Annotated in this window: 15 protein-coding genes and 2 pseudogenes; 6 read left to right on the top strand and 11 right to left on the bottom strand. The window is 50.7% G+C overall.

Features of this window, described 5'->3' with window-relative positions; all coding sequences use genetic code 11:
• Positions 1-244: 244 nt before the first annotated feature.
• Positions 245-427 (top strand): hypothetical protein, encoded by a 183-nt coding sequence (locus M6F29_RS07170; protein WP_298158216.1) that lies wholly within the window; start codon positions 245-247, stop codon positions 425-427.
• 121 nt (positions 428-548) lie between these two features.
• Here the strand turns inward: M6F29_RS07170 and M6F29_RS07165 are convergent, their stop codons facing one another.
• From M6F29_RS07165 to M6F29_RS07125, 9 genes and pseudogenes are all read right to left on the bottom strand, one after another.
• Entirely contained in the window at positions 549-1,217 is a 669-nt protein-coding gene (locus M6F29_RS07165; RefSeq protein ID WP_298158214.1) for a hypothetical protein, read from the bottom strand.
• A gap of 145 nt (positions 1,218-1,362) precedes the next feature.
• On the bottom strand, positions 1,363-1,968 hold the full coding sequence (gene bamE / locus M6F29_RS07160) for an outer membrane protein assembly factor BamE domain-containing protein (RefSeq protein WP_298158213.1): 606 nt from the start codon (positions 1,966-1,968) through the stop codon (positions 1,363-1,365).
• 67 nt (positions 1,969-2,035) lie between these two features.
• The gene (locus M6F29_RS07155) at positions 2,036-2,557 is read right to left on the bottom strand and encodes an outer membrane beta-barrel protein (protein ID WP_298158211.1); all 522 of its coding nucleotides are present in this window, start codon (positions 2,555-2,557) and stop codon (positions 2,036-2,038) included.
• A gap of 221 nt (positions 2,558-2,778) precedes the next feature.
• Positions 2,779-4,218, bottom strand: coding sequence for an IS66 family transposase (gene tnpC / locus M6F29_RS07150; RefSeq protein WP_298158209.1), 1,440 nt, complete (start codon positions 4,216-4,218; stop codon positions 2,779-2,781).
• A gap of 120 nt (positions 4,219-4,338) precedes the next feature.
• The gene (locus M6F29_RS07145; RefSeq protein WP_298158220.1) at positions 4,339-5,343 is read right to left on the bottom strand and encodes a helix-turn-helix transcriptional regulator; all 1,005 of its coding nucleotides are present in this window, start codon (positions 5,341-5,343) and stop codon (positions 4,339-4,341) included.
• 155 nt (positions 5,344-5,498) lie between these two features.
• Positions 5,499-6,362 (bottom strand): annotated as a pseudogene (locus M6F29_RS12550) (transposase); the annotation flags it as partial.
• Positions 6,363-6,371: 9 nt separating this feature from the next.
• Positions 6,372-8,117, bottom strand: a pseudogene (locus M6F29_RS12545) (DUF927 domain-containing protein); the annotation flags it as partial.
• 51 nt (positions 8,118-8,168) lie between these two features.
• Positions 8,169-8,636, bottom strand: a complete 468-nt coding sequence (locus M6F29_RS07130) for a hypothetical protein (protein ID WP_298158207.1) — start codon at positions 8,634-8,636, stop codon at positions 8,169-8,171.
• 335 nt (positions 8,637-8,971) lie between these two features.
• Positions 8,972-9,208 (bottom strand): HigA family addiction module antitoxin, encoded by a 237-nt coding sequence (locus M6F29_RS07125; protein WP_298158205.1) that lies wholly within the window; start codon positions 9,206-9,208, stop codon positions 8,972-8,974.
• Positions 9,209-9,311: 103 nt separating this feature from the next.
• Here M6F29_RS07125 and M6F29_RS07120 point away from each other — a divergent pair, with 103 nt between their 5' ends.
• Complete coding sequence (locus tag M6F29_RS07120; RefSeq protein WP_298158203.1) at positions 9,312-9,698, top strand: type II toxin-antitoxin system RelE/ParE family toxin; 387 nt, start codon at positions 9,312-9,314, stop codon at positions 9,696-9,698.
• On the top strand, positions 9,679-9,996 hold the full coding sequence (gene relB, locus M6F29_RS07115) for a type II toxin-antitoxin system RelB family anti-toxin transcriptional regulator (RefSeq protein ID WP_297478029.1): 318 nt from the start codon (positions 9,679-9,681) through the stop codon (positions 9,994-9,996). Before M6F29_RS07120 ends, relB begins: the two co-directional genes overlap by 20 nt.
• Positions 9,997-10,017: 21 nt before the next feature.
• Here relB and M6F29_RS07110 read toward each other — a convergent pair whose 3' ends face one another.
• The gene (locus tag M6F29_RS07110; protein WP_298158200.1) at positions 10,018-10,257 is read right to left on the bottom strand and encodes an HVO_A0114 family putative DNA-binding protein; all 240 of its coding nucleotides are present in this window, start codon (positions 10,255-10,257) and stop codon (positions 10,018-10,020) included.
• A 33-nt stretch (positions 10,258-10,290) separates the two neighbouring features.
• Here M6F29_RS07110 and tnpA point away from each other — a divergent pair, with 33 nt between their 5' ends.
• The 3 genes from tnpA to tnpC (M6F29_RS07095) all read left to right on the top strand — a co-directional run bounded on the left by tnpA (position 10,291) and on the right by tnpC (M6F29_RS07095) (position 12,608).
• A complete protein-coding gene (gene tnpA / locus M6F29_RS07105) occupies positions 10,291-10,602 on the top strand; it encodes an IS66 family insertion sequence element accessory protein TnpA (RefSeq protein WP_298158198.1) in 312 nt (103 codons plus the stop codon).
• 6 nt (positions 10,603-10,608) lie between these two features.
• Positions 10,609-10,947, top strand: coding sequence for an IS66 family insertion sequence element accessory protein TnpB (tnpB, locus tag M6F29_RS07100; RefSeq protein WP_298158196.1), 339 nt, complete (start codon positions 10,609-10,611; stop codon positions 10,945-10,947).
• Positions 10,948-11,021: 74 nt separating this feature from the next.
• The gene (tnpC, locus tag M6F29_RS07095) at positions 11,022-12,608 is read left to right on the top strand and encodes an IS66 family transposase (protein WP_524537715.1); all 1,587 of its coding nucleotides are present in this window, start codon (positions 11,022-11,024) and stop codon (positions 12,606-12,608) included.
• 82 nt (positions 12,609-12,690) lie between these two features.
• Here the strand turns inward: tnpC (M6F29_RS07095) and M6F29_RS07090 are convergent, their stop codons facing one another.
• Positions 12,691-12,873, bottom strand: coding sequence for a DUF6447 family protein (locus tag M6F29_RS07090; RefSeq protein WP_298158194.1), 183 nt, complete (start codon positions 12,871-12,873; stop codon positions 12,691-12,693).
• Between the last annotated feature and the right edge of the window lie 65 nt (positions 12,874-12,938).

Raw genomic sequence — 12,938 nt, 5'->3', positions numbered from 1 at the left:
TGTCGTCGTCTTCAATCTCCATGACGACAATATACCACCCCCTGTTTATTTGTTACAGTAATTTCTTAACGACTCCTAAATCTTCTCAGAGACCTGTTCTTCCTCGCCACAACGGCGATTATCTCTGGCTGCGGCGACGAGGCAAAACGCGCCCTTTATTTCGCAATCACGGAACAGGATACCGCCTCATGGTTTCCCTATGACCTGATTTCTCTGGACGATACTACGAACAAGGAGTAGCAACATGACATCAAGCATCGACGCACTGTTTGAACGCAAACGCAGGATCGAAAACAAGATCAATCAACTTCGGGAAAAATCCGAAGCGAAAATGGTGAAAATGCTGAAGCAGCACGGGATAGAAACGCCGGAACAGCTCGACGCAATGCTTCAGAAATCCATAGACGACCACGGCATGGTCCGATAATCAACTGAACAACAGGACAGTTAAGCAAAGGCATCAGAGACGGAAAAAGCAAAGGAAGGACAGCCTGCCGCGAGAAACAGCGCTTCAGTCTGTCCTGGTTTTGTTACTGTTATGACTTCAATTATTTGTCGTATTTATCTAGCCAAGGAGTTCCGGAAATTGCCGGTTGAGCCTCAAGCAATGTAATTTTTGATGTTGTATTCAGGTTTATTGAACGAACAATATCCAAGAAGGTTTTTTCTGTCCATTGTTCAGGAGTTCCTACTATATCACTCGCCAAATCTCTGCCAATTTGAGCTAACCCACCTTCTTCTTTAGTGAACACTGCGTAAAGATCGAGGTTATATCCATCTTTATACTGGAACAAGCAAGCAGTCAGATTCAAGTTGTTATTTCCAGCGATATGTCGCACTGCTTTTGCTGACCATACCGCACCATTGCATGTAGCAATTCTTAGTCCTAGAGAGCCAGCACCCTGCATCATCATACCGAGTTGTGTGCCTGCAAACGGATCTGTAATGGCAAATCGACCCGGCACGCTTGGTGGTTGGCTAAACGAAGGAATTGGTGTTACTTCGTTCGCATCATTTACATTCCGACCAAGACCATCACTTGCAGCATGTGAAATAGTGTTAACATCCGCTGAAGTTTTTATGTCAAATATCCGATAATACTCTACTGTTTTTGTTTTATTTGCCAAAAAATTATTTTCAGTGCCACATCCAGAAATGGATAAACTTATTGCACATACTATCCCTGCAATAATCAAGCGATTTGTCATACGGGCCATATTAAACTCCATATATTAATACGTTATTTTCGGATTGATTTGAAACACTGCCCTACCTAGGACGGAAAAATCAAAGGGAGGACAGGCCGCCGCGAATATATAGTGCGGAGATAAGAGCTTGTCCTGGGTAGGTACGATTTGACAATTACATAACCCCGAGATTCCGGTCATCCTTGAACACCACATCATCAACAAGGTTGTTGCTGTCAAGCGATACCGTCAATTCTTCAACTTCCGTGGTAGTTGCTATCCCAGCAAATCTGGCATGGGTATATCGGTACAGCATGGCATTGTCGCCTTTCTTTCTAGCCATGGGGTAGATGGCTTCACCAGAAGGCTTGCCCATCAGAGCAATGACCTGTTGTTTCGTCATCCCATTTTTAATCTGCGGCACTTTATCAACATCAAACTCGGTCGAGTCTTCGTCGTAACAACTGTCATACCCGTCAGCAACAAGAATGTTGTTGTGAGTTACGTAAATATGCGAATGTCGTTTGACGATTAACCCCCAAAAGTTTGCGCCCTTGAGGTGCTTGTACTCGATGAAATGAACCTTCTGCCCGTTTTGTGCCAAAGTCGCATCGACCTCAATTGGCTTTGGATCATTCCCTAAAACATTGAAAACATCTTCCTTGGTTGATTTCCCAAGAACCAGCTTTTGTGGGTCAGGATTCACAAACTCTGCAGGCGCACACCCCGCCAACAGGACTGTGGCAGAAAGAGCTGACAATACGATGGCTTTTTTGAACATTTTCTCTTCCTTTTTTCTTGACAGCCCATACCGCAAGGCATGGGCTGTCAATATAGGCAATGCCTGATTAAAAGTGATAGGCGACGCCCAAAGTAATCAAGTTCTCAGCGTTCTGCGAGTAGTAGGTGTTGTTGGCCAAATCATTACGGACATACATCAAACGTGTCTCGATGTTGTTTGTGACGTTGTACCGCAGGCCAGCACCGAACGACAGAGCAACCCCCGACACGCTGGAACCAGCGTAACCGGAAGCGTTGGAGTAGTTACCGCCAAGAACACCCACCGCGCCAATGGTCTTGGCGTTGTCGAAGTACAGGGTGTCAAATCCCGTGACGCTGATGGAATAGATGCTGACACCGTTGGCGCTGGGGAAGTGGTTGTAGCCCAGTTCGACGCCAAATTCCTTGTTCCACTCATGGCCAACGAATGCGCCGTAAGCCGTGCCGGAATTGCCAATACCGGTGGCGTTGGCACGCCCCAGATCACCGCCCACATAGGTATCGGTAGGGGCGCTCATATCAGCCATGGCGGAAGCGGCGGCCAGAGACATGATGGCGGCTAGGGTGAGTTGCTTGACGCTACTTTTCATTAAATGAAACTCCTCTTGTTTTTGTCACCGAAAACCGTCCGGCGCGGTTTTATTACACATCCAACTGGTAGCCTCCTGGCAATCCCCGCCAACTGGGCTGGTATTCCATGAAACATCTAATGGGCAGTAGTGTAACCAAATCCTCAACCAGAAACAATCAAAACTGACCTGACCATACCGGGCGAATTCGACACGGTTGATATGCTCAGGATTCATGGTAACTACTCGCCCCCTAATTCACCAGCCAAAGCCATTTGAATGGCAATCATGGGATTGACCCCTTTGTAAGCCATGGTTTGCAGGTAACTGGTGATGCGGCAATAGGCATGGGCATAGATTTCAGAGCGGAAGCAGCCAGACACCTTTTGCTTGACCTTGCTCATTCTCAAGTCGCGTTCACCGCGATTATTGGTGAACGGTACCAGTGGGTCTCTGGCGAAGAGCAATACGGAAGCCTCATATTTTTGCAGTCGCTCCAGCAAATTATGCGCGTCCGACTTGGCGATTCTACCGCGTTTTCCTGCTGGCTTATCTGGAATAGCAGGCATTTCCAAGGTGCCCAGTTCCAGAATTTTTCGATAGCATTTTAGCAATCGGGCATATTCCCTATCATCAAGGCATTTCTTCTCGCAATCAGAAACGCGCTTGTAGGTGGCCTGCAGCAGGCGTTTCATCCGGCGCGCCCATCGATAACGATTGGTCTCCACCACGAAAGTCAGTTCTCTCAACAGGTGCGAACCGCACAGGCCATGCCCGCAGTTTGAGTAACTGAAATAGGATGCCCAGCAATCATGGATAAGTTTGCCCGTATATCGCGGGATAATATCATTTCCTTCCATGGCCTTTACACCCCGCTTTCGGTGCAATTTTTTCAGGGTGATGCCACCCGCCGAATGCACATGAATCCAGTAATTTGTCTTGTCGACGCGTAACGAGGTTTCATCGACATGCATGACCGCTTCCAGTAATAACTTTTCGGTTGCCCGTACCTCCCAGTTTTCCAATGCGGCATGCAAACGCAGAATGAACTGCAACATAGTGGCTTCGGCGATGACCACATCAATGATGGAGTAAACCAAAGCTTGCGCGCGTTTGAGCGCAACCATCTGGCAGGCCAGCAGGTTGATGATAAACGCCTGCACACCCAGACCATATTGCAACGGGCCGGGCATGTCCAGCGGGAATTTGCCTTTGATGACTCGTTCGCAGGAGGGGCACTGCTTGATCTCCACTTCCACATGTTCGACGACTTTCTCGAATAAGATGTCGATCTTGGTGCGGCGCTCATGGGTGCAACCAACCTGCCTCAGATCGGCACCGCACTTATCACAGTAATCGACCGGTACGATGGTCAGTGTTTCGATTGTGCGCCGATTCTTCACCGTTTCACCGTCGGCCTTCTTACCTTTGCCCTTGCTGCCCGGATCGGTGAGCGACGAATTGTCCTTGTCGGTTTGCGAGGGAGGAATGCTGGAGTTAGTGCTATTCTTCTTGGTGGTGCGCTCCAAAAAAATGGCAAGGATGAGTTCGACAATCATGAGCATGCTGCTCATGATTGCCTGAACTTCGGGCGAAACTTTGCCGTCAGAGCGAAGTTGCTCAAAATCCTTCCTGACTTTTTCCACCTGGCTACGTACCGAGGTCTTATCCAGACTTGCCATTTTTCACGCCATCATTTTGAATAACAGAATGATAACATGCGTTTTTTCGACCGATTTTAAGGTGCCTTAAGTCAATTATTTTTGAAAAAACAACCCGAATTGACCAAATCAAAATTTCCGTCAATTGGCGGCGCTTAAAACAGCACTGCTGTGGCAAAATATGCCCAGGTCGTCCTTATGAATGTTTTTGACGCCATTCCCAAATCCCCTCAACCACCAATCCAGCATTGCAGTGTCCACCACTGTTGCGGTGATCTCATAGTCGTCTTCGTGTTCGATGACAGTCTGATCCGCTGATAAACGAGATTCCAGCAAATGAAATCCAGCCTCTTTCTCTATGCGGAAATTAAGCCGGATAAGTTTTCCATTGCCGTAGCCAAAACGACCGTCGTTGTCGAACTTTTCCAGATCGAAATCCTTGGGACGCTCGAAGGAACGAATGGAAATATTTGCCGAATTGATACGGTGCAAGGCCAAACAGCGCTCGTCGTCATAATCCTTGAATCGGCAGACTAGGTACAAGCGTGTCCCCTGTTGGGCAAGACCCAGCGGCATGACCTCAGCCTTGGTACTTTTGCCCGCAGCATTTTTATAGTCTACATTCAGCCACCGGTTGGAATACAGCGCATCGCTGACCTTTTCGAATATTCCGGGCATTATTGTGGGTGGAAGTAATGGCTGGGTAGTGCTGACCACCCGGACCTTTTTCAACCATTCACGGTTTTGTTCCTGCTTGACCTTGGAATAAGGGGCAAGGTTGACATGCGCCTGCGTAAAAAATCCCGCCATGGATTTCATCAGATTTGGGGGAAGCAGACTTTGTAAATGCTGTTCGGCAAGGAGAAGTAACAGGGATTCCTGTTCAGAGAGTGTGGGTAACGCCATGCCTGCTGATTGTTCCTTCCAGCAATAGCCATAGGGCTTGGTGCGTTCATCACGCTCGATGTCGAAATGCTCACTGAGCATTTCCATTTGTCTCTGGATGGTGCGTAGGTCACGAGCAACTTCTGTATCCGCCAGTTGATCGCATAGTTCTTTAGCGGAAATCTTGCGTTTGCGGGGAACACGCCTCATCAGTTCCAACGCAAGCAGGACGGTTTCCTTGGTATCCGATCGTTTTGCCATGATCAAAGCCTCAAGTCAGTGCGGCTAGCAGCCTGTCGGGCTTAGGTGAAATTCTTCACAGAAGTCGGGTCGGCGCGATTATTTATGGAAATTATTCCCATAACAATTCGATTTTTGGTCTGTAGTCCCCCGTTTTTCACATACCTCCCCCAGTTTTATCCCATACCGGCGCAATTTTGGCGTAATACGGCCATGCGTTTCATATTCCATGCGAGACAAACCAGCGACCATTCCTTGGTCACCTTTTCAAATCCGCGTAAAGAGAACTGCCGGAATCTCATTACCGACTTGATGATCCCGAATACGGGTTCAACCGTTTGCTTGCGCAACGCGTAAGATTCACGCCCGGCCTTCGTCTTGAGGCGATGCGCCATGATCTGCATCGGCGTGGCATTCTCAGGCAATGCGATAGGCTCACTGTGGCGTTCCCGCCACCCCTGATGGTGTGCCTCTTTTCCCACCGCAATTAGGGGTTCAATTTGTCGAGACTCGCAGGCATGAATGTTTCCCTGGCTGAAGAATCCCGTGTCAGCAATCAACTGCGTGATGTTTCCCAGTGCCGCGCTCTGTGATTCCAGCGTGACCAGCATGGGTTCGACCTCTTTCTTGTCGTTGGGAGCCTGGGTTACTCCAGTGGCCACCACCAGCATTGTGGACGCATCCACCGCAGCCTGAGCGTTATAGGCTTGTTCAAAGCCTCCCCCCGAAACCGGCATGATCCGGGACTCGTCATCGGTCAGGTTGATCTGGTCCGTGCTCTTGGGACCGGATTCCGGTGCCTTGGGTGGTTTGCCCCTTGGTTTCCTGCCAGATTCTTGCTCGCGAGCAGCACGCGCCTTCATCTTGTCATCGTACTGGGCTTTCTCCTGTGCATAGCGAGCCGCAGCCCGTGCTTCAATCTTGGCCTTCGCATCTGCCATGGCCTTGAGCCGGTCCTCACGACGCTTGATCTCTTCAGGCAGATTGATCCCGTCCGGCAGATCCGCCTGATCCTCCCGTTCCGCTAACGCCAACAGTTCCAGTTCGTCCAAAATCAAAAGGCCATCGTTGTGGAGCGCCGCCAAGCCTTCCAAGCCGTTTGCAGTGGCTCGCCATAGCCTTGGGTATTTATTCGGACTACCCCACACGGATGAAGTTGCCTTTAGAATCGTGGACTTGCCTGAGGATGAACCCCCCTTCAGATTAAATCCACCGGAATCTTCGTCGATCAGACCCAGCAGCGGTGCCGCGAAGGCGACCGACAGCGCGAACAACAGTCGGGAATTTCCCCTGGCCAGAGTTGCGACTGAATTGCACCAGTCATCGACAGTCCCATTGCTGGAAAATGCGGGTTCAATAGCGTGGGCGTTCTGGAAAACTACCGTTTCAGATGACTGACCGATCGCTTCGGTTGGGGTTACATACACTCCAGCGCCGTGCCAGCCAAGGCGATCAACGCAACGCGCTCGGGTCTCGACTGGGTACGTCTGAAGGAGCAAAGTCAACAGGTCTCTGGCGGCTTTTCCAGGTGCAATAGTCACGCCTAGGCGAGCCAGTTCGCGCCGCACATCCACTCCATCCCCTTGAAGCATTTCCATTGGCATGGCCCAGTTGTGTCCAACATGATCAGAGTCCTCCCACTGAAGAAGGCGGCCCCACTCGCCGCTTTTCTCGTCGCGGGTGAGCGCGTTGACTGTTATCCGAGAACAGACCCATTTTGGATCAGGCTCAACGCCATCCTTGTCACTGGGGCCAATGTAAACCACCCTGGAGTTGGATACAATGAACCGTCCGCCGCCGAACTCAAATGAAAAGGTCTTTTTTTCGCTGGATGCTGGAACTTCTGGAACCACGGAGCAAGAAATTGATTTTTCGATAGTTAACTTTACGCTGTCTAAACCAAGTCTACGCTGCATATCATTGAAATCTGTGTCTTCGTCGTGACGGTTTTCCCCAAACGAGGGAATTGCCAGAAGAGCTTTGGCTGCAGTGGCCGCTGCGGTGGCCTTGGTGAGGCCGGGGTTTCCATGCTGTTTATGGTCATCGTCCGCGCAGACAATGATCGTCAGATCAGGGAACTTTTGTCGAAGAGTTTGTGTGACCGGCAGCAGATTCCCCGAGTTAAAGGCTATCACTACCGGGAACCCTGTTGCGTTGTGAATGGTTGCGCCCGTCGCAAACCCCTCGGCTATGCAGACTTTCAATGCACCATCAAGTTTTCCAATGACGAAGAAATTTCCAGAAACCTTTCCGCCGAAAAGGAAGCGTTTTTCACCAATTGAGGAAATGAACTGCAATGATTGAATTTTGCCGTCTAGATCCTCCAGTGGGATAGCCAACTCGGTTTCGAGAAGTCGCGCACCACAAGCGGAAATTCCCTTCTTGACCAAGTATTGATGATCTTCAGGTGCCGGAGAAGCAGAATTCCAGATTGTGACCGCTTTTTCCCCCGCCTTGGCATGGCGCTCGGTTTCTTCGGCCTTGCGGATTTCCTGGGCTGCTTTTAGAGAAGCTTTGAATTCAGCTTTTTCGCTTTGAGTTAAAACGCGATCAATAGTAGCGTGCCAGTTTTGTTTGAACCCGGACCGCCAGCATCCGAAGCAGCCGCCGGGTATTGAGCCGTCAAAAAGGATATACCATCCGGCGTCGTCGCCCTTTTTTCCGCTTGACGAAAACCTGTGCAATTTTCCATCAAAGATCACGAATTCAGGCGGCTTTATGCCTGATTCCGTGATCGCCTCGATGAGGTTTGAAATGCAGTCTTTGTTTGAAACGAATTTGTTGATTTGCGTCATGTTGGTGTCCCACTGAAATGGGCTCGACCATACGACGCTGGTTATCTTGGTTTAAACGGCGCCAAATGATCGGCCCGAGTTTGAACTGAAAAGTTTGTCTTTTGTCATGTCTTTCAGATTTACTCGGGCCAGTTGGCGAGGTGGTTCTGCAGGCAGGGAAATTATTCTGGAGGTGAAGTTGTCGGTTTTAGTGTTGTACAGCAATTCTGAAGAAGATAAAAAGAGCAGAGATAACTTTGGAATTGCTGCCACAAAATCTTTGCCAAGTTTCTCGAAAAAACTGGTCAACAACCCACAGGTGGGGAGCAGGATAAACCCAGCCATGAGAGCGAATTTCAGCGCTATAGCAATACCGACAGGTGGGTCAGAAGAAAGGACCAGGGCGGACAATCCTAAGACAGCAACTCCAGCGCAAAAGACAAAAACGATAGCAAAAACGAACCCGCACCAAGCCTCAAAACTGCGGATTTGCTTGCCCCAGGCTCTTGCCGCTGCTCGAATTGAAAATTTGGATTTCATGCGCCGAATAATGGCACAGACTTGTACTGTCGGCAATACCTATTTTTATCAAAGTGTTGCAATTTTATGCACGTATACAAATGGTTGAACATTTTTGAAAAAAATCCCTTTTAAAACAAAAAACAGTTTTTATTTGGGCTGGATTTTAGAATGTTTTTAGAGACATGATTCTTACCATGTCAGGGTACCCAAATGAGTCTTCTCAGGGATTCTGGCCTACAAATCCGCACTACGGAGGGCTCTGTAGGGACTGGCTGAAACGGTCTGGCTATTGAGCCGTGGCGACTGTCCCGTTTAACGGGGTTGACCTTGATTTGACTGCCCTGCTCGGCATGTCACAGATCGTATTGCGGTTGAGCCCGCAACCATGATTCGGTACTCCCACCTAGCCATTGGGCCAGCCTGATGGCCATGTCTGCACTGATGGCTGCATGACCATTGATCATGCGCGACAAGCTGACACGGGCTACCCCGAGTTGTGCGGCAGCATCTGTCACAGTCAACCCGAGATCAGGGAGGACATCTTCCTTGAGGATCTCATCGGGATGCAGGGAGTTATGCATGAGACTCATTTTCGGATTCTCCTGGTGGCAATCCAGATAGCCTACAGTTTCAGCATGGCCTATTATATAACGCTATGTGTGATATAATTTGGGCTTCATAGGGAAGTTTAAATTGAAAGTTTTTAAGAACGCATGGTTTGGTCGTTTTATGCGGAAAGAAAAAATCTCTGCCGTGGATCTCTTGGAGGCTGTTTCCCGTGCGGAGAAGGGGCAGATTGATGCTGACTTAGGCGGTGGGGTGATTAAACAGCGGATTGCCCGTCCTGGGGAAGGTAAATCGAAGGGGTACCGTAGCATTGTTCTTTTCCGCAAGGGGAAGCAAGCGTTTTTCGTGTACGGGTTTCCCAAGAGTGCGCTTGGCAACATTCGGGAAGATGAAGAGGAACAGTTCAAGAAAATGGCCAAGTATGTTTTGGCATTGACAGAAGAACAACTGAAGCAGTTGATTGAAGTGGGACAGTTTGAGGAGGTGCTTGAAGATGACCGGAAAATATCGTAGCGATGCCTTTGCCGCCATCCATGAAACGATGGAGGCGCTGAAGGAAGTTGGTGCGATCGACAAACAAACGATGCGCGAGTTTGACAATGCGTGTCTGGCACCTGTGCATGTCCTCAGTCCAGAGGAGATCAGGTCCTTGAGATTGCGTGAGAACATCTCTCAACCGGTGTTTGCCCGCTACCTGAATGTCTCCAGGAACCTGATTTCTGATTGGGAGCGTGGGGTCAAGAGGCCGGGAGGTCCGGCATTGCGTTTACTGACCGTGATTCAGAAGAAGGGGTTGATGGCGATCGCATGATCAGGTCAACCCCATGTTGGTTCATAACACCGCGATTTTTATCCAGTCCAAGGTGGAGACTGGCGTTATGGTGTCTTTTTCCTGAAAAAGCGCAACGAACCCGTAACGGCTGAGGGTGTCCAGTCGTTTTGTCAGAGTTTTTTGTTTGTGGCCGGTCAGTTCGGCAAGTTCAGCAATCGACTCGGGTTCATGACGTTTGATAAGGCGAAGCGTAAGCGGTAACTGAGCGGCGTTATATTTTCGCAGAAGGAAATTCCCCATACTTTTCCCAGGTTTTGACAAGGGAGAAAGGGGATGGAAACAAATTCGGGTAGCGGTAGATTGCGCTACAGTAAGCAGGAGTGGCGGGGGTTCGTGTCTGAGTTTCTGACCAGTGGTCAGGATTGCAAGAGTTTTTGTCGGGACAAGGGATTAAACCCATCACGCTTTATGCGCTGGCAAAGCGTGTTTCGTCATGAGGTCTCTGTCCCTGCCGATGAGGGGCAAGCCGCAGGGTTCATGGAGTTGGGGACACTGAAATTTCCCACGTCTCAACTTCAGACAGGGGCGCTGGAGATCAAGTTGGATCTGGGTGGTGGGGTGGTACTGACCCTCACCAGGAACTGATGTTCTTTGCCGAAGCCAGGGCGGGTCTTCATCTACGGTCAACCCGTGGATGCCCGCAAGTCCTATGATGGGCTCTATGCCCTGGCACGCAACGAGATGAAGCAGGACCCCCTGAGCGGACACCTATTCTGCTTCATCAATCGGCGTGCCAACCAGATCAAAGTGCTGTGGTGGGATCGTTCCGGTTTTTGTGTTTGGAGTAAACGATTGGAAGTTGGAAGATTTGTCTCTGACTGGGGTCAGATCTGCTCTTCCGAAACCGATTGGACCCATCTCAAACTCCTCCTGGAGGGGGTTGAACCCAAATCCTTTCGCAAGCGCTATTCCCGTCTGCCAGCCACCTGAAATCAGGGCAAAAATAATTCATAATTATGCCCGAAAAATCAATATAACCGATTGATTCGTGGTACGATTCAGCCATGTCAGAAGCCCTCGAAACCGCACAAAAACCCACCGACAAAGTCGCGGTTTTGACCCACACCAATTCTCTGCTTCAGGCGGAAAACGCTCATCTCAAAAGGCAACTGGAATGGTTCAGACGCCACCTTTTCGGTCAGAAGTCGGAACGCCGCAATCCCGACCTATACAGCCTCCAACTGGCCTTCAGTGACCTGGGTGGGGAAGGCGACACTCCGCCTCCTGCCCCGGACACCCAGACCGTCGCTGCCCATTCCCGGAACAAACCCGCCAAGTCCACTCCTCCCGTTGAAGACGGACTGTTCTTCGACGAATCCAAACTCCCCGTGGAAACCATCACCCTGCCCTGCAAAGAGGCAGAGGGGCTGGATCCGGCGCAGTACGAGATCGTCAGCGAGAAGGTCTCGCACCGCCTGGCCCAACGCCCTGCCAGTTATGTGATCCTCAAGTATGTGCGTCCCGTCATCAAACTCAAGGAAACCCAAACTCTGGTCTGCGCTCCGGCCCCCCAAGGCGTCCTGGATAACAGCCGTGCCGATGTGAGTTTCCTGGCGGGCATGGTCGTGGATAAATTCCTGTACCACCTGCCCCTGTATCGCCAGCATCAGCGTCTGGGCAGTAACGGGGTCACCGTCAGCCGCCCCTGGCTGACCCAACTCACTCACGCTGCCCTGGAACTGCTGCGCCCCATTCACCAGGCTCAACTGGAATCCATTCGCACCTCTCGGGTCATCACCATGGATGAAACTCCAGTCAAAGCCGGACGCACCGATCAGGGGCAGATGAAGACGGGATATTTCTGGCCCGTCTATGGGGAGCAGGATGAAATCTGTTTCCTGTTCTACCCGGATCGCCAGCATAAGCGGGTGGCCCAGGCCCTCCAGAGTGAGCATGCCCCAGCAGATGCAGTCCTGTTGACGGATGGCTATGGAGCTTATGCCAAATATGCAACCCAGTTGGGATTGACCCATGCCCAATGCTGGGTTCACAGCAGACGCAAGTTTCATGATGCCCGCGGCGTGGAACCAGAGCGTGCTGAAATTGCGCTGAATCTGATCGGCCAGATCTATCGCGTGGAGGAAGACATCCGCGCCGCACAGCTCACGGGGAAGGAGAAGCAGTCCCACCGTTTGAAGCACAGCAAGCCCGTGGTGGAGTCCTTCTTTGCCTGGATCGAGGAGCAGTTTCGCAAGCAGGACTTCCTGCCCAGCAGTCCCCTGACGGAGGCCATGGGCTACGCCCGGGAACGGGAGGCAGGGCTGCGGGTATTTCTGAATGACCCCGAAGTTCCCCCGGACACCAACCATTTGGAAAGGGCTCTGCGGGTGATCCCCATGGGAAAAAAGAATTGGAATTTCTGTTGGACCGAAGTGGGTGCCGAACTGACCGGAGTGGCCCAGTCCCTGATCACCACCTGTCGGCTGCACGACATCAATCCCTATGACTACCTGGTGGATGTGTTGCAACGGGTGGGACAGCATCCGGCCAGGGACATCGGGCAATTGACCCCACGCTGCTGGAAAGCGCACTTCGCAGACAACCCCCTGCGCTCCGATCTGTATCGTTTCACCCAGCACAGCCATTCGTAACCCCACTCCGGATCATCCGCCCTCGATGATCAGAGTATGCCGGGGTCAATCCTCCCTGAATACAACGCCGTTCCGTTACCGTTTACTCCAAAGCCTCGTTCAGAGCCCTGCTATAGGCGATCCGTGCCGTCTGTAATACAGCAACCTGGGCACTCAACCTTTGTAATTCAGCGTCCACATACTGGATGCTGGTCAACTGGTTCTTTGCCTCTTCCGACAATTTGTCCAAATCGTATTCTTTTTCATCAATTTTGATGAGGGTCATTTCTTTCTCCATGATTAGAAAAAAACCCCGCAGGTTCACTGCGGGGTTGAAACCTTTCAATGCTG

The organism is Ferrovum sp., assembly GCF_027317285.1.
Taxonomy (GTDB): Bacteria; Pseudomonadota; Gammaproteobacteria; order Burkholderiales; family Ferrovaceae; genus Ferrovum.
This window is presented reverse-complemented; position numbering and strand designations above follow the sequence as displayed.

Excerpts from the sequence above, each read along its gene's own strand:
- M6F29_RS07130 (WP_298158207.1), bottom strand. The coding sequence starts at position 8,636 with ATGAAATCCAAATTTTCAATTCGAGCAGCGGCAAGAGCCTGGGGCAAG.
- bamE (WP_298158213.1), bottom strand. The coding sequence starts at position 1,968 with ATGTTCAAAAAAGCCATCGTATTGTCAGCTCTTTCTGCCACAGTCCTG.
- M6F29_RS07110 (WP_298158200.1), bottom strand. The coding sequence starts at position 10,257 with ATGGGGAATTTCCTTCTGCGAAAATATAACGCCGCTCAGTTACCGCTT.
- M6F29_RS07090 (WP_298158194.1), bottom strand. The coding sequence starts at position 12,873 with ATGACCCTCATCAAAATTGATGAAAAAGAATACGATTTGGACAAATTG.
- M6F29_RS07125 (WP_298158205.1), bottom strand. The coding sequence starts at position 9,208 with ATGAGTCTCATGCATAACTCCCTGCATCCCGATGAGATCCTCAAGGAA.
- M6F29_RS07155 (WP_298158211.1), bottom strand. The coding sequence starts at position 2,557 with ATGAAAAGTAGCGTCAAGCAACTCACCCTAGCCGCCATCATGTCTCTG.
- M6F29_RS07145 (WP_298158220.1), bottom strand. The coding sequence starts at position 5,343 with ATGGCAAAACGATCGGATACCAAGGAAACCGTCCTGCTTGCGTTGGAA.
- tnpA (WP_298158198.1), top strand. The coding sequence starts at position 10,291 with ATGGAAACAAATTCGGGTAGCGGTAGATTGCGCTACAGTAAGCAGGAG.
- M6F29_RS07165 (WP_298158214.1), bottom strand. The coding sequence starts at position 1,217 with ATGGCCCGTATGACAAATCGCTTGATTATTGCAGGGATAGTATGTGCA.
- relB (WP_297478029.1), top strand. The coding sequence starts at position 9,679 with ATGACCGGAAAATATCGTAGCGATGCCTTTGCCGCCATCCATGAAACG.
- M6F29_RS07170 (WP_298158216.1), top strand. The coding sequence starts at position 245 with ATGACATCAAGCATCGACGCACTGTTTGAACGCAAACGCAGGATCGAA.
- tnpC (WP_298158209.1), bottom strand. The coding sequence starts at position 4,218 with ATGGCAAGTCTGGATAAGACCTCGGTACGTAGCCAGGTGGAAAAAGTC.
- tnpC (WP_524537715.1), top strand. The coding sequence starts at position 11,022 with ATGTCAGAAGCCCTCGAAACCGCACAAAAACCCACCGACAAAGTCGCG.